Source organism: Streptomyces nanshensis (assembly GCF_001751255.1).
Lineage (GTDB): Bacteria > Actinomycetota > Actinomycetes > Streptomycetales > Streptomycetaceae > Streptomyces > Streptomyces nanshensis_A.
In genome coordinates, this window is record NZ_LJGW01000376.1 from 1 (window position 1) to 17,024 (window position 17,024).

The 17,024-nt window shown below is 72.5% G+C and carries 18 protein-coding genes; 11 read left to right on the plus strand and 7 right to left on the minus strand.

Annotation, left to right across the window (positions count from 1 at the left end; genetic code table 11):
• Positions 1-293, minus strand: a 293-nt coding sequence (locus AN218_RS22200) for a DUF3097 family protein (protein ID WP_141747650.1), incomplete at its 3' end; no start/stop codon positions are given.
• 11 nt (positions 294-304) lie between these two features.
• Positions 305-1,192, minus strand: a complete 888-nt coding sequence (locus AN218_RS22205) for an MBL fold metallo-hydrolase (RefSeq protein WP_079132457.1) — start codon at positions 1,190-1,192, stop codon at positions 305-307.
• Positions 1,193-1,426: 234 nt separating this feature from the next.
• Here AN218_RS22205 and hrcA point away from each other — a divergent pair, with 234 nt between their 5' ends.
• The 7 genes from hrcA to AN218_RS22240 all read left to right on the plus strand — a co-directional run bounded on the left by hrcA (position 1,427) and on the right by AN218_RS22240 (position 7,648).
• The gene (gene hrcA, locus AN218_RS22210; RefSeq protein WP_070018653.1) at positions 1,427-2,443 is read left to right on the plus strand and encodes a heat-inducible transcriptional repressor HrcA; all 1,017 of its coding nucleotides are present in this window, start codon (positions 1,427-1,429) and stop codon (positions 2,441-2,443) included.
• On the plus strand, positions 2,444-3,580 hold the full coding sequence (gene dnaJ / locus AN218_RS22215) for a molecular chaperone DnaJ (protein WP_070018654.1): 1,137 nt from the start codon (positions 2,444-2,446) through the stop codon (positions 3,578-3,580).
• 149 nt (positions 3,581-3,729) lie between these two features.
• On the plus strand, positions 3,730-4,926 hold the full coding sequence (locus AN218_RS22220) for a nitronate monooxygenase (RefSeq protein ID WP_420856002.1): 1,197 nt from the start codon (positions 3,730-3,732) through the stop codon (positions 4,924-4,926).
• Entirely contained in the window at positions 4,923-5,699 is a 777-nt protein-coding gene (locus AN218_RS22225) for a 16S rRNA (uracil(1498)-N(3))-methyltransferase (protein ID WP_070018656.1), read from the plus strand. Before AN218_RS22220 ends, AN218_RS22225 begins: the two co-directional genes overlap by 4 nt.
• Positions 5,700-5,821: 122 nt before the next feature.
• Complete coding sequence (locus AN218_RS22230) at positions 5,822-6,199, plus strand: histidine triad nucleotide-binding protein (protein ID WP_070018657.1); 378 nt, start codon at positions 5,822-5,824, stop codon at positions 6,197-6,199.
• A 19-nt stretch (positions 6,200-6,218) separates the two neighbouring features.
• Positions 6,219-7,208, plus strand: coding sequence for a ribonuclease Z (locus AN218_RS22235; protein WP_070018658.1), 990 nt, complete (start codon positions 6,219-6,221; stop codon positions 7,206-7,208).
• 167 nt (positions 7,209-7,375) lie between these two features.
• Positions 7,376-7,648 carry a hypothetical protein gene (locus AN218_RS22240; protein WP_141747651.1) on the plus strand — a complete coding sequence of 91 codons (273 nt, stop codon included), beginning with the start codon at positions 7,376-7,378 and terminating at the stop codon, positions 7,646-7,648.
• A 332-nt stretch (positions 7,649-7,980) separates the two neighbouring features.
• Here the strand turns inward: AN218_RS22240 and AN218_RS22245 are convergent, their stop codons facing one another.
• Together AN218_RS22245 and AN218_RS22250 are read right to left on the minus strand one after the other, a co-directional pair.
• Positions 7,981-8,994, minus strand: coding sequence for a pyridoxal-phosphate dependent enzyme (locus AN218_RS22245; protein ID WP_070018660.1), 1,014 nt, complete (start codon positions 8,992-8,994; stop codon positions 7,981-7,983).
• A 171-nt stretch (positions 8,995-9,165) separates the two neighbouring features.
• A complete protein-coding gene (locus tag AN218_RS22250; RefSeq protein WP_070018661.1) occupies positions 9,166-10,032 on the minus strand; it encodes an HAD family acid phosphatase in 867 nt (288 codons plus the stop codon).
• A gap of 336 nt (positions 10,033-10,368) precedes the next feature.
• On the opposite strand from AN218_RS22250, the gene AN218_RS22255 reads away from it, so the two are divergent.
• Both AN218_RS22255 and AN218_RS22260 read left to right on the plus strand, forming a co-directional pair.
• Positions 10,369-11,457, plus strand: a complete 1,089-nt coding sequence (locus AN218_RS22255) for an S-(hydroxymethyl)mycothiol dehydrogenase (protein ID WP_070018662.1) — start codon at positions 10,369-10,371, stop codon at positions 11,455-11,457.
• 126 nt (positions 11,458-11,583) lie between these two features.
• Complete coding sequence (locus AN218_RS22260) at positions 11,584-12,336, plus strand: SAM-dependent methyltransferase (RefSeq protein ID WP_070018663.1); 753 nt, start codon at positions 11,584-11,586, stop codon at positions 12,334-12,336.
• Positions 12,337-12,365: 29 nt separating this feature from the next.
• Here AN218_RS22260 and AN218_RS22265 read toward each other — a convergent pair whose 3' ends face one another.
• The 3 genes from AN218_RS22265 to AN218_RS22275 are packed head-to-tail and all read right to left on the minus strand — an operon-like array spanning position 12,366 to position 14,859.
• Complete coding sequence (locus tag AN218_RS22265; RefSeq protein ID WP_070018668.1) at positions 12,366-13,160, minus strand: IclR family transcriptional regulator; 795 nt, start codon at positions 13,158-13,160, stop codon at positions 12,366-12,368.
• 31 nt (positions 13,161-13,191) lie between these two features.
• A complete protein-coding gene (locus tag AN218_RS22270) occupies positions 13,192-13,878 on the minus strand; it encodes a response regulator (protein WP_171908752.1) in 687 nt (228 codons plus the stop codon).
• 30 nt (positions 13,879-13,908) lie between these two features.
• Positions 13,909-14,859: a sensor histidine kinase gene (locus tag AN218_RS22275; protein WP_070018664.1), complete on the minus strand. Its 951-nt coding sequence runs from the start codon at positions 14,857-14,859 to the stop codon at positions 13,909-13,911.
• 295 nt (positions 14,860-15,154) lie between these two features.
• Here AN218_RS22275 and AN218_RS22280 point away from each other — a divergent pair, with 295 nt between their 5' ends.
• Complete coding sequence (locus AN218_RS22280) at positions 15,155-16,453, plus strand: ArsB/NhaD family transporter (protein WP_070018665.1); 1,299 nt, start codon at positions 15,155-15,157, stop codon at positions 16,451-16,453.
• 191 nt (positions 16,454-16,644) lie between these two features.
• Positions 16,645-16,920: a hypothetical protein gene (locus tag AN218_RS22285; RefSeq protein ID WP_070018666.1), complete on the plus strand. Its 276-nt coding sequence runs from the start codon at positions 16,645-16,647 to the stop codon at positions 16,918-16,920.
• Positions 16,921-17,024 lie beyond the last annotated feature (104 nt).

Sequence of the window (17,024 nt, forward strand, 5' to 3'; positions counted from 1 at the left end):
CCCGCGCCGGCCGCTGCCGCCGCGGGGCCGCCGGGTGCCGGGCGTACGAGCGTGACCGTACGGCCCTCCAGCAGAAAGCCCCGCGGCTCCATCGGGAAGACGCGGTGCTTGCCGAAGCGGTCCTCCAGGGTGACCGTCGGGCCGCCGGCGGTCTTCTCCGTACGGATCACGGCGCCGCAGAAGCCGGTGGTGATCTCCTCCACCACCAGGCCGGGGTCGGCGGGCACGTCGGGCGCCGGCTGCTGCTTCTTCCAGGGCGGCGTCAGATCGGAGTCGTAAGAGCGGCTGCGCATGGCGGCATTCTTCACGACCGGGCGAAACGGCGTGCCAGGACGTCCCGTTGGGCGCGCAGGAAATCCGCGCCGACGACCGCGCCGTGGCCCGGTACGTAGCGGGCGTCCTCGCCGCCGAGGGCCAGCAGCCGGTCCAGGGCGGCGGGCCAGCGGGACGGTTCCGCGTCCGGTCCGGCCTGCGGTTCGCCGGACTCCTCCACGAGGTCGCCGCAGAAGACGACGCGGCGGGCGGTACCGGTACCGCCCTCGGCGCCGCCGGACCCCGCCGGGGCCGTCACCACGACCGCCAGGTCGAACCCGCTGTGCGCCGGTCCCATGGCCGCCAGCCGCACGTCCGCGCCCGCGTCCGCCCTCGTACCGCTTCCCGTGCCCGCCCCGAGTGTCAGCGCGCACCGCCCCCGTACGCCGTGCCGCGGCGGCACCAGCAGCGCCGCCGACTCAGAGGCCGTCGCCGCGTCCATGCCGTGGCGCACCGCGTCCCGCCGCAACTCCCCGCGCGCGCCCGCGAGATGGGCGCCGAGCCCCTCCGCCCCGTACATCTCGGCCCCGTCGAAGGCCGCCGTACCGAAGACGTGGTCGAAGTGGTCGTGGGTGAGTGCGACGTGCGTCACGGGCAGTCCGAAGTGGCCGCGCAGCTCCTCGCGGATGCGGGCGCCCTCCCCGGCGCTCGACCCGGTGTCGACGACCAGCACCCCCGAGGCACCGCGGACGGCGCCGACCGTCGCGTCCCAGCCGGGCAGCCGGCACCGCAGGACGCCGGGCGCCAACTCCTCCCAGGCAAGGGCTCCGGCGGCATCTCCGGCATCCAACTCGGCGCCGCCCCCGGCACCGCCCTCGGCACTGTCTCCGGCGCCGTCATCCCGTGCCGTTCCGCGGTGTTCGTCCCTGTTCCCGGCCATGTGACGACGCTACTGGGCCGTATCCCGCGGAGCGGCACCGAGATACGGTCGGTACCGGCAGCTCTTGCCCGCGCCGTGGTCAGCCGCCGTACACTTGCCCGGGGGTCTGGCACTCCGTCGGCGAGAGTGCCAGGGGCGCCCCGGGCACCGGACCGGCCGGGGACGCGGCGGGCGGGGGCGGGACCACGGAGACCACGGAGGCAAGGCCCGAGAGGGCTCGACGGGAGGTGCGCGATGCTGAGTGAACGACGGCTCGAAGTGCTGCGCGCCATCGTCCAGGACTACGTCGGCACGGAGGAGCCCGTGGGCTCCAAGGCGCTCACCGAGCGGCACAACCTCCAGGTCTCGCCGGCGACCGTCCGCAACGACATGGCCGTGCTGGAGGACGAGGGCTACATCGCCCAGCCGCACACCAGCGCCGGACGCATCCCGACCGACAAGGGCTACCGCCTCTTCGTCGACAAGCTGGCGGGCGTCAAGCCGCTCTCCTCTCCCGAACGCCGGGCGATTCAGAACTTCCTGGAGGGCGCCGTCGACCTCGACGACGTCGTGGGCCGTACGGTCCGGCTGCTGGCGCAGCTCACCCGTCAGGTCGCCGTCGTCCAGTACCCGTCGCTGACGCGCTCGACGGTGCGGCACGTGGAGCTGCTCTCGCTCGCGCCCGCGCGGCTGATGCTGGTGCTGATCACCGACACCGGACGGGTCGAGCAGCGCCTGATCGACTGCCAGGAGCCCATCGGCGACGCCGCGCTCGCGGATCTGCGGGCCCGGCTCAACAGCCGGGTGGTCGGCGAGCGTTTCACCGAGGTCCCCTCCCTCGTCCAGGATCTGCCGGACGCCTTCGAGGCCGAGGACCGCGGCACGGTCTCCACGGTCCTGGCGACCCTGCTGGAGACCCTCGTCGAGGAGACCGAGGAGCGGCTGATCATCGGCGGCACCTCCAACCTCACCCGCTTCGGGCACGACTTCCCGCTGACCATCCGGCCCGTGCTGGAGGCCCTGGAGGAACAGGTCGTGCTGCTGAAGCTGCTCGGGGAGGCGAAGGACCCGGGCATGACCGTACGAATCGGGCACGAGAACGTCCACGAAGGCCTGAGTTCCACATCGGTCGTATCGGTCGGCTACGGTTCGGGCGACGAGGCAGTCGCCAAACTCGGCGTGGTCGGACCGACCCGCATGGATTACCCCGGAACGATGGGAGCTGTACGCGCAGTGGCACGGTACGTCGGACAGATCCTCGCGGAGTCGTAAGTGGCGACGGACTACTACGCGGTCCTCGGCGTGCAGCGCGACGCCTCGCAGGACGACATCAAGAAGGCCTTCCGCAGGCTCGCGCGCGAACTGCATCCTGACGTCAACCCGGATCCGAAGACGCAGGAGCGGTTCAAGGAGATCAACACCGCCTACGAGATCCTCTCCGACCCGCAGAAGAAGCAGGTCTACGACCTCGGCGGCGACCCGGCGGCGGGAGCCGCGGGCGGAGCGGGCGGTTTCGGCGGCGCCGGCGGCTTCGGGAACTTCTCCGACATCATGGACGCCTTCTTCGGCACCGCCTCGCAGCGGGGCCCCAGGTCCCGTACGCGGCGCGGCCAGGACGCCATGATCCGGCTGGACATCGAGCTGGACGAGTCGGCGTTCGGCACGACCAAGGAAATCCAGGTCGACACGGCCATCGTCTGCAACACCTGCAACGGCGAGGGTGCCGCGCCCGGCACCTCCGCGCAGACCTGCGACATGTGCCGCGGACGCGGCGAGGTCTCCCAGGTCACCCGCTCCTTCCTCGGCCAGGTCATGACCTCGCGGCCCTGCCCGCAGTGCCAGGGCTTCGGCACGGTCGTGCCCACGCCCTGCCCGGAGTGCGCCGGCGACGGACGCATCCGCTCCCGGCGCAGCCTGACGGTGAAGATCCCCGCGGGCGTCGACAACGGCACCCGCATCCAGCTCGCGGGCGAGGGCGAGGTCGGCCCGGGCGGCGGCCCCGCCGGCGATCTGTACGTCGAGATCCACGAGAACGCGCACCCGACCTTCCAGCGCCGCGGCGACGACCTGCACTGCACCGTCACCATCCCCATGACGGCTGCGGCCCTCGGCACGAAGGTGCCGCTGGAGACGCTGGACGGCATGGAGGAGGTCGACATCCGGCCGGGCACGCAGTCCGGGCAGTCGATCCCGCTGCACGATCGCGGCGTGACGCATCTGCGGGGAGGCGGACGCGGCCAGCTCATCGTCCACGTCGAGGTGACGACGCCGGCCAATCTGGAGCCGGAGCAGGAGGAGCTGCTGCGGCGGCTGGCGGAGATGCGCGGCGAGGAGCGCCCGACGGGCCAGTTCCAGCCCGGTCAGCAGGGGCTGTTCTCCCGGCTGAAGGACGCGTTCAACGGCCGCTGAGCATACGGCTGTTCGCGCCGTAAGGCGTCGCGCTGCCGTCCCCGTGACGTGCGCCGTCTCTCCGCGCCCGCGCCGCCGTCGGCTTCCGTTTCCTTCCCGTACGGCGACGGGCAGGTCCGGCCCCGGGCGGCCGCACGCCGCGTGACAGGATGTGCCCCATGCCCTCCGTATCGCCGCTCTCGCTCTCCGAGCTCACGGAGCACCCGATCGTGCAGGCCCCCATGGCGGGCGGGCCGTCGTGCCCCGAACTGGCCGGGAGCGTCAGCGAGTCGGGCGGGCTGGGCTTCCTCGCGGCCGGCTACAAGACGCCGGAGGCGATGTACGAGGAGATCAAGCAGCTCCGCGGGCAGACCCAACGCCCCTTCGGCGTCAATCTGTTCATGCCGCAGCCCGACCTCGCCGACCGCGGCGCCCTGGAGCGCTACCGGGCCCAACTCGCGGGCGAGGCCACGTGGTTCGAGACGGAGCTGGGCGAGACCGACCACGCCGCCGACGACGCCTACGACGCCAAGCTGGCCATCCTCTTCGACGACCCCGTGCCCGTCGTCTCCTTCACCTTCGGCTGCCCGACCCGGCAGGTGCTGGAGCGCTTCGCCCGCCGCGGCACGTACACCATCGTCACCGTCACCTCGCCCGGCGAGGCGCAGACCGCCGAGTTCAACGGTGCGCACGCCGTGTGCGTGCAGGGCGTCGAGGCGGGCGGCCACCAGGGCACGCACCGCGACGACCCGCAGGCGGACGGCACCGGCAGCGGCCTCGGGCTGCTCTGTCTGGTGACACAGGTCAAGGAGGCCGTACGGATTCCGCTCGTCGCGACGGGCGGGCTGATGCGCGGCCGGCAGATCGCGGCGGTCCTCGCGGCGGGCGCCAGCGCGGCGCAGCTCGGCACGGCGTTCCTCGTGTGCCCCGAGTCGGGCGCGGACCTCGCGCACAAGCAGGCGATGACCAACTCCGTCTTCGCGCGTACCGAGTTCACGCGTGCCTTCAGCGGGCGGCCCGGCCGTGCGCTGGTCAACCGCTTCCTGCGCGAGCACGGCCCGTACGCCCCGGCCGCCTACCCCCAGGTGCACCATCTGACGGCTCCGGTGCGGAAGGCGGCGGCCAAGGCCAAGGACCCGCAGGGCATGGCGCTGTGGGCTGGGCAGGGGCACCGGCTCGCCCGCGATCTGCCCGCCGCGCAGCTCATGGACGTCCTCGTCACGGAGCTGGCGGTGGCCCGCGAACGGCTGCTGAAGCCGGACGGCACACAGAGCGCGGCGGTGGGCGGCGGCGTTCCGGCGGGCGGTGCGGCAGCGGACCGTACGGGCGGCCCCGGCGGTACGGGCGCCGCGGGCAGCCCCGCATGACCGCTCCCGTCTTCCTGGCCGACCCCGCGCTGCTCGCGGAGGCCGCGGACGCCGTAGACGCCACCGCGCGCGGCGACGGTGCCACGGTTCTGCTGGAGGGCCCCGAGGGACGGCACGCGGTCTCCGTACGGCGGCTGCGCACCGGCGAGGAGGTCGTGCTCACGGACGGCGCGGGCACCGGCGCGTACGGCACGGTCTCCGCCGTCTCCGGCAAGGACCGCCTGGAGGTCGCCGTGACGTCCGTGAGCAGGGAGCCCGAGCCCCGTCCGCGTATCACCGTCGTCCAGGCCCTGCCGAAGGGCGACCGCGGCGAACTCGCCGTGGAGACCGTGACGGAGACGGGCGCGGACGCGATCGTGCCCTGGGCGGCGTCCCGTTGTGTGACGCAGTGGCGCGGCGAGCGCGGCGCCAAGTCGCTGGCCAAGTGGCGCTCGACGGCACGCGAGGCGGGCAAGCAGTCGCGTCGGCTGCGCTTCCCGGACGTCGCGGAACTCGCGGGGACGGCGGAGGTGGCCCGGCTGCTGGCGGACGCGGAGCTGGGCGTCGTCCTGCACGAGGAGGCGAGCCTCGCGCTGGCCACCGCCGAACTGCCGCGCGAGGGCGGCATCGTGGTGGTCGTGGGTCCCGAAGGGGGCGTGTCCCCCGAGGAGTTGACGGCGTTCACCCGGGCCGGGGCGCGGACCTGCCGGCTCGGCCCGAGCGTGCTGCGCACCTCCACGGCCGGTACGGCGGCGACGGCGCTGCTGCTGGGCCGTACGGGACGCTGGAACTGAGACGCACCGGAGCGGCGGGCGGTTGACCGTGCGGCGCCCGCGGACGGCACCGGCCCTGCCCGGCACCGGCCGCGGTGGTTCGGGCGGGTCCCGGAACCACGGGCACAGGTAGCATCCCCCGCATGGCTGGAGAACCGCAGGCCGACTGCCTGTTCTGCAAGATCGTCGCCGGTGAGGTGCCGGCGACGGTGGTACGGGAGACCGAGACGACCGTCGCGTTCCGGGACATCAACCCGCAGGCGCCCACGCACGTTCTGGTGATTCCCAAGGCGCACTACCCGGACGCCGTGACCCTCGCCGAGGAGGCGCCGCAGCTCGCCGCCCAGGTGCTGACCGCGGCGGGCGAGGTGGCCGAAGCGGAGAACATCGTCGCCTCCGAGACCGGACCCGGCACGGGCTACCGCGTCGTCTTCAACACCGGCCCCGGCGCGGGCCAGACGGTCTTCCACGTGCACGCGCACGTCCTGGGCGGCCGCGGCTTCAACTGGCCGCCCGGCTGAGCCGGCCGCCGCGTACCCGATGTCCTCACGCGAACTGGTCGTGCTGGGCACCGCCAGCCAGGTGCCGACGCGGCACCGCAACCACAACGGCCATGTGCTGCTCTGGGACGGCCAGGGCATCCTCTTCGACCCCGGCGAGGGCACGCAGCGGCAGATGCTGCGCGCCGGCGTCTCGGCGCACGACCTGCACCGCATCTGCGTCACGCACTTCCACGGCGACCACTCGCTGGGGCTCGCGGGCGTGATCCAGCGGATCAACCTCGACCGGGTGCCGCACACCGTCACCGCGCACTATCCGGCGAGCGGCAGGCACTACTTCGAGCGGCTGCGCTATGCGACGGCGTACCGGGAGACGGTGCGGCTGCGGGAGGAACCGGTCGCGGAGACGGGCGAGTTGACGGGTCCGGGGCACGGGCACGCCGACGGCGCGGACCCCGGGCCCGCGTCCACGGACCCCTCCGCGCAGACGTCCCCTGCGCCGTCCCCGCCGCCGTTCACCCTCAGCGCGCACCGGCTCTCCCACCCCGTCGAGGCGTTCGGCTACCGGCTCGACGAGCCGGACTCGCGCCGCATGCTGCCGGACCGCCTGGCGGCCCGTGGCGTCCGCGGCCCGGACATCGCCCGGCTGAAGCGCACCGGCGAACTGCGCGGCGTACGGCTCGAGGAGGTCAGCGAGCCCCGGCCGGGACAGAGCTTCGCGTTCGTCATGGACACCCGCATGTGCGACGGCGTCCACGCCCTCGCGCGCGGCTGCGATCTGCTCGTCATCGAGTCCACGTTCCTGGACGAGGACGTGGCGCTCGCCGAGGAGTACGGCCATCTCACGGCCGGTCAGGCCGGCGGCGTCGCGGCGCGGGCCGGGGTGCGCAGCCTCGTCCTCACCCACTTCTCGCAGCGCTACACCGATCCCTCGAGCTTCGCCCGGCAGGCCCGACGGGCGGGATTCGAGGGCGAGTTGACGGTGGCGGAGGACCTGATGCGCGTGCCCGTGCCGAAGCGCCGCACCTGAGCGCGGGGCCTGTACGGCCTCGGCTGAAGGCGGGGCTCCGTTTCGCGTATGTCCCGGGGGCGCGTCAAGTTCCTTGCTGATCCCTGATAACAACTCCGCAACGCCCGGGATTTGTACGTACCTTCGGAGGCCGTGTGGGGGAGTTCCTCTCAGAACTGGAGCAGTCCATGTCCCGGAAGCGGAAACGCAGTCTGAAGGTCAAGGCCGTCGCCGGTGTCGGAGCAGCCGTGCTCGCGGCCGGGATCGCGGCGGTGTCCGTCGGTACGAGCCAGGCGGCGACGGAGAACTGTGCGGGGCTCGAACAGGCCCTGAAGAACAACCAGAACTTCATCGCCGGGCAACAGGCCAACCCCGACGCCCAGTCGGAGGCCAGGATCGCCAACCGGCAGGCCGTCATCGACAACATCCAGCAGCGTCTGCAGGCGGCCGGCTGCCAGTGAGCGGCCAGGACGCCGTGCGTACGGCCGCGGTGCACGCGACCCCCGTACGCGCCTGAACGGTCCCGCGACGCCGCCCTCCACCTCCTTCCCCTCCCCCCCCGATGACCAGAGTGGAGCGCCTCCGGGCGCGTCGATGAGCCTCGGCGGCATAGGGCGGCTCGCCGGGAAGGAACGGCCGGCACCTCCTGCCCAGGTGCCGGCCGTTCGTATGTGTACGGAGGCCGTGCGTGCGGGGACGTGTCACCGCGTCACGGCACTCAACTCACGGGCACGGACGGGCGCGTGAGTTGAGTGCGGGCCCGAGCCTCAACGCCCGTCCGTCCCCGTCCGCCTCAGTCCGCGTCCTCCCGCATCAGTTCCAGGAAGCGTTCCGTGCCGATGTTGCCGCCGGAGACGACGACGCCGACACGGCGGGGGAGCGGGTCGATCCTCCCCGCGAGCAACGCCGCCAGACCCGTCGCGCCGCTTGGCTCCACCACGATCTTCAGCCGCTCGAAGGCGAGCCGCATCGCCGCCCTGATCTCCTCGTCGCTGACGAGCTCGATCCCGGCGAGCAGCCGCCGGTTGACGGAGAAGGTCAACTCGCCCGGTGTGACGGCCGCCTGGCCGTCGGCGACGGTGCGCGGCACCGCGTCCAGCGCGACGCGGCGGCCCGCCGCGAGCGACCTGCGGGTGTCGTCCCCGGCCTCCGGTTCCACGCCGATGACACGGATGTCCGGGTAGAGCGACGTGGCCGCCACCGCGGATCCCGCGGCGAGCCCGCCGCCGCCCACCGGGACCAGAAGGGCGTCCAACTCCCCGCTCTCCTCCAGCAGTTCGAGCGCGGCGGTGCCCTGTCCGGCGATGATGTGCGGATGCTCGTACGGGGGGACGAGCGCGAGTCCGCGCTCCTCGGCGATGCGCCGGCCGATGACCTCGCGGTCCTCCGTATAGCGGTCGTAGACGACCACTTCGGCGCCGTAGTCCTGTGTGGCCTGCATCTTCGAGCGCGGGGTGTCCTCGGGCATCACGATGACGGCCCTGCTGCCCAGTTCACGGGCGGCGAGGGCGACGGCCTGCGCGTGGTTGCCGGAGGAGTAGGCGGCGACGCCGTTCGCCAACTGGTCCGCGGGCAGCCGGGAGACGGCGTTGTAGGCGCCGCGGAACTTGAACGCCCCTATCCGCTGGAAGTTCTCGCACTTGAGATGGACTTCCGCGCCCACCAGCCGGTCCAGCGTCCGTGAGCGGAGCACCGGCGTGCGGTGCGCCACCCCCTTCAGCCGGTCGGCGGCGGAGCGTACGTCCGCCGCCGTGACCGGCTCGCCGCCTCCGGCTCCCGTGGCCTCCGTGCTCGGGCTGCTGCTCATGGATGCTCGCTCCTCCTTCGGGCCCGCGGACTCCTGACGTCCGCGTGTGCCCTCGCGTAAGCGACATCCTCGCCCGAACCGCCCGCAGAACCGAAGCGCGGAGGCCGTCCCGTACGCCGTCGGGACGGCGGGACGGTCGGGACCTCCGGGGCCGTCGGGCCCCCAAGTGCCTTACGGCAGGAAGTACATCGGGTTCGGCAGCTTGTACGTGCGCTCCGCGTGGCCGCCCTTGAGGTCGCTGTACTGGTCGCCGAAGTTGGCGAGGATGCGGTAGCCCTCCGACTCGAAGTGCTCGCGCGTCCCCGACTTGTACTCGACGGTCGTGCAGTCCGCGCCGCACTCCAGATACGGCGGCGGGTGCTCCTCGTCCTTGAGGTAGAAGTGCTTCTTGCCGACGGGAGCCTCGTAGCCCACCTTCTTGAGGTTGCGCACGCTCCAGTCGCGCTGGTACTCGGCGCGGCCGGTGAGGAAGAGGACCGTGATGCCGTTCTTGTCCGCCCAGTTGACCAGCTTCTTCATGCCGAAGACCGGGTCCATGTCGGTGGTGCGCAGGTACTCGTCCTGGAGCTTCGGGTCGAAGTTGTAGCCGATCTGCCGCTCGAAGTTGTAGGTGAGCAGCGTCGTGTCGTCGACGTCCACGACGATCGCCGGCTTGTGCCCGTGCTTCGAGCCGTCCTTGCCGGACTTCTCGCCCTCCTTGGCCAGGGCGTGCTTCAGGTCGCGCTGGGCGTCGGCCGCGATGCCGCGTACCTGCTTGGCGTAGTCGCTCTTCGGGGAGGCGTAGTGCTCGCCGTCGGGGGTCTCGATGTCGCCGTAGTAGTCGGCGATCTTCTCCTTGACCTTGTCGATGTTGGGTATCTCGCGGTCGGTGCCGGGCGTCGCGCGCTCGGCGGTCGCCTGCCCGGCGCCGAAGAGAGCGGTGCCCGCCAGGACGGCGGAGACGGTGAGGACGGCTGCCGCCGTGTGGCGACCGCGCGGGAGCCGGCGGCGGAGAGCGGCGAACGGGCGGCGTGTGCTGGTGTCTTCGGCAGGTGGCATGGGGGGCTCCAGGGTTGTGCGGCCCCGGTGACGGGGTCGTGGCGCGGCCTGTCGGCCTTCGGGCGTGGTGCAGGGGGAAGCTAGCAGAGAGCCCCGACAGTGCTCTACGCGCGGAGATGGAACTTTGCCCGGAACTTTGCCGGAGACACCGTGCGTACAGCCGCCGTCCGCGGTACGGACACGGCGACGTGCCGTCCCGTCACGTACCGGTACGCGGCCCTCACCCCGCCGCGCCCCCGCCGCATGGTCGACGGTTCGCCTCCCGGGCGGCACAGTTGGGCGCAACCGACAATCCGCGCGACGACGAGGTCACGCGGGCCGAGTACGGAGGTTGGGATGCCCCAGGAGGTACGCGGCGTCATCGCGCCGGGCAAGGACGAACCGGTGCGCGTGGAGACGATCGTGGTGCCGGACCCCGGCCCCGGCGAGGCCGTGGTACGGGTGCAGGCGTGCGGCGTCTGCCACACGGATCTGCACTACAAACAGGGCGGCATCAACGACGAGTTCCCCTTTCTGCTCGGCCATGAGGCCGCGGGCGTGGTCGAGTCGGTCGGGCCCGGAACGAGCGAGGTGGAGCCCGGCGACTTCGTCGTCCTCAACTGGCGTGCGGTGTGCGGCCAGTGCCGCGCGTGCCGCCGCGGACGCCCCTGGTACTGCTTCGACACCCACAACGCCCGGCAGCCGATGACCCTCGCCGCCGACGGCAGCGAACTCTCCCCGGCACTGGGCATCGGCGCCTTCGCGGAGAAGACGCTGGTGGCCGCGGGCCAGTGCACGAAGGTCGACCCGGAGGTCGACCCGGCCGTCGCGGGGCTCCTCGGCTGCGGTGTGATGGCCGGTATCGGCGCCACCGTGAACACCGGACAGGTGGGACGCGGCGACTCCGTCGCGGTCATCGGCTGCGGCGGCGTCGGCGACGCGGCGATCGCCGGTGCGCGTCTGGCCGGAGCGGCCCGGGTGATCGCCGTCGACGTCGACGAACGCAAGCTGCGCCAGGCCGAGTCGATGGGCGCCACCCACACCGTCGACTCCCGCGCCACCGACCCCGTCGAGGCGATCAGGGAGCTGACCGGCGGCTTCGGCGCGGACGTGGTCATCGAGGCCGTCGGCCGCCCCGAGACCTACGAACAGGCCTTCTACGCCCGCGACTTGGCGGGCACCGTCGTCCTCGTCGGGGTGCCGACGCCGGAGATGCGTCTCGAACTGCCGCTGCTGGACGTCTTCGGGCGCGGCGGTTCGCTCAAGTCCTCCTGGTACGGCGACTGTCTGCCCTCCCGCGACTTCCCGATGCTCATCGACCTCCACCGGCAGGGGCGGCTGCCCCTGGAGAAGTTCGTAACCGAGCGGATCGCCCTGGACGAGGTGGAGCACGCCTTCGACCGGATGCACGCGGGCGACGTCCTGCGCTCCGTGGTGGTGTTCTGAGCCCGGTCCCGCTTTCCCGGCCCCGGTCGCCGGCGGGAGCCGCGGGTGCCGCCGGGCGGAACCGCGTTGCGCGCGGCCGGTGCGTACGGGCAGGGTTCGTGCCCGTACGCACCGGAAGGAGCCGCCATGGCACTGCGCCACCACGAGATCGCCGAGGCCCGCAACCGCATCCTCGACCCCCTCACGGACGAGAAGCTGCGGCTGCTGGGCGAGGTGACCCTCCCGCAGCACGGCGCGCGCGTGCTCGATCTCGCCTGCGGCAAGGGCGAGTTGCTGGCCACCTGGGCCCGCGACCACGGCATCTCGGCTACCGGAGTCGACATCAGCGCCGTCTTCCTCGACGCGGCGCGCGAGCGCGCGGCGGAGCTGGGCGTGGCCGGCAGCCTGCACTTCGTACGCGGCGACGCCGCCGCGTACGAGGCCGAACCCGGCGGCTACGACCTGGTCTCCTGTCTGGGCGCCACCTGGATCGGCGGCGGTCTCGACGGCACGCTGGCGCTGATGCGCGGCGCGCTGCGCCCCGGCGGCACGCTGCTCGTGGGCGAGGTCTACTGGCGCGGCGACCCCTCCGACGAGGCGTGCCGGGCGCTGGACATGGAGCCCGACGACTACGCGTCCCTCGCCGGGACCAACGAGCGCTTCGAGGCGGCCGGTCTGGAACTGGTCGAGATGGTCCTCGCGGACGGCGACAGCTTCGACCGGTACGTCGCCTCCCAGTGGCTGGCCGTCAGCGACTGGCTGCGCGCACATCCCGAGCACCCCGACGCCGCCGACATGCGGGAGTTCGTGGACCACTCCCGTACGGCCCATCTCGCCCACGGCCGCGAGGTGTTGGGCTGGGGCGCCTTCGTGCTCCGGGAGGCATCGCAGGCACTCTGAGCAGGGGGAGGGGCAACAGGCGCCGGCGGTCAGCGCCAGTCCGGCGCGCCGTCCCCGGCGGCCAAGTGGCCCGCGGCCTCGATCCGTTCGCGGACGTCCCGCATCACGGCGACGATGCGCCGCTCGTGCTCCTCGGTGAGCCGGCCGACCGGCACCGAGCAGCTCACCGCGTCCACGGCGGGCGTCTCGTCCCGCAGCGCGAAGCCGAACCCGGCGATGCCCACGACGCCCTCCTCGCGGTCGACGGCGTAGCCGCGCTCCCGTACGCGTGCGAGGTCCGCCAGCAACGAGGCACGCGTGGTGTGGGAGTTGGGCGTGAGGGCCCGCAACGGGTCCTCGGGCAGCGGGAGTTGCGCGTCCGGCCGCTCGGCCAGCAGCGCCTTGCCCAGCGCCCCCACATGGGCGGGCAGGCGGCGGCCCACACGGCTGAGGGTGCGCGGGTACTCGTGCGACTCGCGCGTGGCCAGATACACGACGTCGGCGCGGTCCAGCCGGGCCAGATGGATCGTCTCGCCCAGCGTCTGCGAGGCCTCGGCGAGGTACGGACGCGCGGCGCGCACCCTCGGGTCGCCGTCGAGGTAGCTGGTGCCGGTGAGCAGGGCGCGGATGCCGATGCCGTAGAGCGAACCGGTGGCGTCCGTACGCACCCAGCCGCGTTCGACGAGGGTCTGCAGCAGCGCGTACATGCTGCTGCGCGGCACCTCCAGCTCCTCGGCCAGCTCGCGCAGCCGGGCGGGCCGGTCGCCGCGCGCGGCCAGGACCTCCAGCAGATCGACGGTGCGGGAGGCCGACTTCACGGCGCGTACGCCCCCGTTCTCCTGCATGCGCCGATCGTAGGTCATGCCCGCGGGCGGCTCACGGCTCGATGAGCCCGGCCCGGATCGCGTACCGCGTCAGATCCAGCCGGTCCTTCAGACCGAGCTTCTGGAGGAGGTTGGCGCGGTGCCGCTCGACGGTCTTGGCGCTGATCACGAGGATCTGGGCGATCTCCTTCGACGTGTGGCCCTCCGCGACGAGCTTGAGGATCTCCTCCTCCCGTTCGGTGATGGCGCGGGCCGGCAGCCTCTCGCCCTCCCGTGCCCGGCTGAGGAAGTCGCGGATGAGCGCGGTGACGGCTCCCGGGTAGAGGAACGGCTCGTCCCGCATGGCGGCGCGGCACGCCTCGACCAGGTCGCGGTCGGCGACGGACTTCAGCACGTAGCCGGCGGCACCGGCCTTCAGCGCCTCGAAGAAGTACTGCTCGTTGTCGTACATCGTCAGCATCAGGATGCGCATCTCCGGCTGCTGGCGGGAGAGTTCACGCGCCGCCTGGAGCCCGGTCATCCGCGGCATCGCGATGTCGAGGATCGCCAGGTCGGGCGCCTCGGCGCGGGCCTTCTCGATCGCCTCCGCGCCGTCGCCCGCCTCGGCGACCACGGTCAGATCCGGCTCGCCGTCGAGGATGAGGCGCACCCCGCGGCGTACGAGCGCGTGATCGTCCGCGAGCAGGATGCGGGTACGGGCGGCCCCGTTCCGCATGCTGTTCCGGATGCCGTTCCGCATGTCCTCCGGCGTCTCGTCCGCCATGTCTCCTCAACCCCGCTTCCGTACCGGCACGTCGAGGGCGACTTCGGTGCCGCCGGCGGGCCCCGGTCCGATGGTCAGCTCCGCGCCGATCAGCAGGGCGCGCTCCCGCATGCCGCGGATCCCGGCGCCCTCCGGCGCTCCGCGCAGTCCCCGCCCGTCGTCCCGTACGCGCAGCTCCACCCCGCACGCGCTGCGGCGGAGGGTGACGTCGGCGTGCTCGGCGGCGGAGTGCCGGATGCTGTTGGTCAGTCCCTCCTGGGCCACGCGGTAGACGACGAGTTCGGTCTCGGGATCGAGCTGGGGCAGATCCGGCTCCAGCCGTGCGCGCACGGTCAGACCCTCGTGCGTGGGGACTTCGTCGGCCAGCGACTTCAGGGCGCTGGCCAGGCCCAGTTCCTCCAGTACGCCGGGGCGCAGCCGGCGCGCGATGCGGCGGATCTCGTCCAGGCTGCCGCGCGTCGTCTCCTGCACCTGGTGCAGCTCGTCACGTACGGGCTCGGAGGCGTGGTCGCCGACGCGCTTCATCTCCAGCAGCACCGCCGTGAGCGTCTGGCCGATCTCGTCGTGCAACTCCTGCGCGATACGGCGCCGTTCGGCCTCCTGCGCGGACAGCGCGCGGGCCGCGCTCGCGGCGCGCTCGGCCTCCAGCCGGTCGAGCATCGTGTTGAACGTCCTGATCAGATCGGCGATCTCGCCGTACCCCGCGACGGCCGGGCGGGGCCGGGGCCGCAGCAGGTCGATCTCGGCCATGGAGCGCGTCAGACGCCGCAGGGGCGTGAGCGTGAGCCGCAGCAGGGCCGCGTTGGCGACGAGCATCGAGGCGAGCCCGGCGCCGAGCACCGCCGCCTCCGCGAGGAGCACCGGTGTGGAGACGGTGACCGGGCCGAGCAGCAGCAGCGCCGTGGCCACGGTGAGCACGGCCGCGTTGAGCAGGAAGATCCGCCAGAACAGGGACACAGCGCAACGGCCTCCTCCGCATCGGCGCCCCGCGCACCCGGGACGCGCACACCCGGGACGCCTCGCCGGCGCCGTCGTCCGGCGTGTGCCGCTCTTCAGCTTCGCCCGCCCGTACCGGCTCCGTCCATCCGGGACGGCACCCATGTGCGCGGGGGGCTCCGCCCGCCGCCTGCACGTCCGCCACCACGGGAAATGGGTGCCGGACCGGATGGTTCCGGGCGCCGCTCGCACAAGAGCCTTGATACCGGAGCCCGGTGCCGGCGCCGGGCTCGCCCATCTCAAGAGAGGAAAGCGTATGACGGTTACCGCCTGGCTTGCCGTAGGGGTGTTCGTCACCTCGTACGTACTGATCGCAACGGAACGCGTGCATCGGGTGACGGCGGCGCTCGGCGGTGCGGCGGTGATGCTCGTGATCGGTGCGACCGAACCGAAGCACGCCTTCTTCTCCGAACACGCGGGGATCGACTGGAACGTCATCTTCCTGCTGCTGGGGATGATGCTGATCGTCGCGGTGCTCAAGCGCACCGGGATATTCGAGTACGCCGCCATCTGGGCCGTGAAGAGAGCGAAGGGCAGACCGTACCGGCTGATGGTGCTGCTGATCCTCACCACCGGCTTTCTCTCCGCCTGGCTCGACAACGTCACGACGGTCCTGCTGATAGCCCCCGTCACGATCGTGATCTGCCGGCAGCTCGGCGTCCCGGTCGTCCCGTTCCTGCTGGCCGAGGTCTTCGCCTGCAACATCGCCGGTGCGGCCACGCTCATCGGCGACCCGCCCAACATCATCATCGGCTCCCGCGGCGGACTGTCCTTCAACGACTTCCTCCTGCACATGGCGCCGATCGCGGTGCTGCTGACGCTGGTCTTCGCCGTGATGAGCCGCTTCATGTTCCGCTCGGCCTTCCGCTACGACGCGGAGAAGGCGCAGCGCGTCATGGAGATGGACGAGCGGGAGGCCATCGAGAACCCCCGGCTGCTGATCGTCAGCGGTGTGGTGGTCGCCGTCGTGATGATCTGCTTCGTCTTCCACACCGCCCTCCATCTGGAGCCCGCGGTGGTCGCCGTCGTCGGCGGTCTGGCCCTGCTGGCCGCCTCCCGGCTCAGCGCCGAGGACGTGGTGAAAGACGTGGAGTGGGAGACGCTCGCGTTCTTCGCCGGGCTGTTCGTGATGGTCGGGGCGATGGTGCAGACGGGCCTCATCGGCCAGTTGGGCAAGGCGGCCGCGGAGGCCACCGAGGGCCAACTGCTGGGCGCCTCGATGGCGTTGATCTTCGGGTCGGTCGTGCCGTCGGCCGTCATCGACAACATCCCGTTCGTGGCGTCGGTCAGCCCCGTGGTCTCCGAGATGGTCCAGGCGTCGGGCGGTACGGGCGCGGCCGGGATGCTCTGGTGGTCCTTCGCGCTCGGCGCCGACCTCGCGGGCAACGCCACGATCATCGCCTCCTCGGCCAACGTCGTGGTCGTCGGCATCGCCGACCGCCACGGCCACCACATCTCGTTCTGGACCTTCTCCAAGTACGGCCTGCTGGTGACGGCGGTGACCGTCGTACTGGCCGCCGTCTACGTATGGCTGCGCTACTTCGCCCTCGCCTAGCGGCGGACGCGGACGTGGCGGCCCCGACACGGACGAGAGGAGCACTGAACGACAGGACGCACCGGCGAGAGAACCCATCGCAGGAGAGGACCCATCGGAGGAGAGGAGGCCGCGCCCGTGAACGACCGAATCCGCACCGCTCGACTCGCCTAGCGGCAGTGCGGCGACGACTCCGGAGGGAGGGCGGAACAGTGGACCGCTTCGAAGACCTGCCCGAACAGCGCGGGGAGCGGGAGCGTACGGCCGGAGCCCGGGACCGTACGTCCGGCACCCGCGGCGGGCGCTGGCGTACGGCGGCCTGGCTGACCCTGGCCGTGGGCACCGCGGGGCTGGTGGGCGGTGTGGTGGCCGGGGAGGGGCTGCTCATCGCGGCGGGACTGGTGCTGGCGGGGGTCGCGGGGCATCTGTTCACGCCGGAGTTCCGCGACTCCGGCAACCGTCACCCGGGGAACGGGCGCCCCGGCTGACGGCCGCGCCCGGTGCCACGGGCGATCCCGGCGACGGCGGCGCCGGGCGGTGAACTCGCCCGCCGGTACGGCGCATTCGGGCATGCCGGACCGGGGGGACGAGG

Coding starts and splice junctions, on each gene's coding strand:
- AN218_RS22205 (WP_079132457.1), bottom strand. CDS start 1,192: ATGGCCGGGAACAGGGACGAACACCGCGGAACGGCACGGGATGACGGC.
- hrcA (WP_070018653.1), top strand. CDS start 1,427: ATGCTGAGTGAACGACGGCTCGAAGTGCTGCGCGCCATCGTCCAGGAC.
- AN218_RS22220 (WP_420856002.1), top strand. CDS start 3,730: ATGTGCCCCATGCCCTCCGTATCGCCGCTCTCGCTCTCCGAGCTCACG.
- AN218_RS22225 (WP_070018656.1), top strand. CDS start 4,923: ATGACCGCTCCCGTCTTCCTGGCCGACCCCGCGCTGCTCGCGGAGGCC.
- AN218_RS22230 (WP_070018657.1), top strand. CDS start 5,822: ATGGCTGGAGAACCGCAGGCCGACTGCCTGTTCTGCAAGATCGTCGCC.
- AN218_RS22235 (WP_070018658.1), top strand. CDS start 6,219: ATGTCCTCACGCGAACTGGTCGTGCTGGGCACCGCCAGCCAGGTGCCG.
- AN218_RS22240 (WP_141747651.1), top strand. CDS start 7,376: ATGTCCCGGAAGCGGAAACGCAGTCTGAAGGTCAAGGCCGTCGCCGGT.
- AN218_RS22245 (WP_070018660.1), bottom strand. CDS start 8,994: ATGAGCAGCAGCCCGAGCACGGAGGCCACGGGAGCCGGAGGCGGCGAG.
- AN218_RS22250 (WP_070018661.1), bottom strand. CDS start 10,032: ATGCCACCTGCCGAAGACACCAGCACACGCCGCCCGTTCGCCGCTCTC.
- AN218_RS22255 (WP_070018662.1), top strand. CDS start 10,369: ATGCCCCAGGAGGTACGCGGCGTCATCGCGCCGGGCAAGGACGAACCG.
- AN218_RS22260 (WP_070018663.1), top strand. CDS start 11,584: ATGGCACTGCGCCACCACGAGATCGCCGAGGCCCGCAACCGCATCCTC.
- AN218_RS22265 (WP_070018668.1), bottom strand. CDS start 13,160: ATGCAGGAGAACGGGGGCGTACGCGCCGTGAAGTCGGCCTCCCGCACC.
- AN218_RS22270 (WP_171908752.1), bottom strand. CDS start 13,878: ATGCGGAACGGCATCCGGAACAGCATGCGGAACGGGGCCGCCCGTACC.
- AN218_RS22280 (WP_070018665.1), top strand. CDS start 15,155: ATGACGGTTACCGCCTGGCTTGCCGTAGGGGTGTTCGTCACCTCGTAC.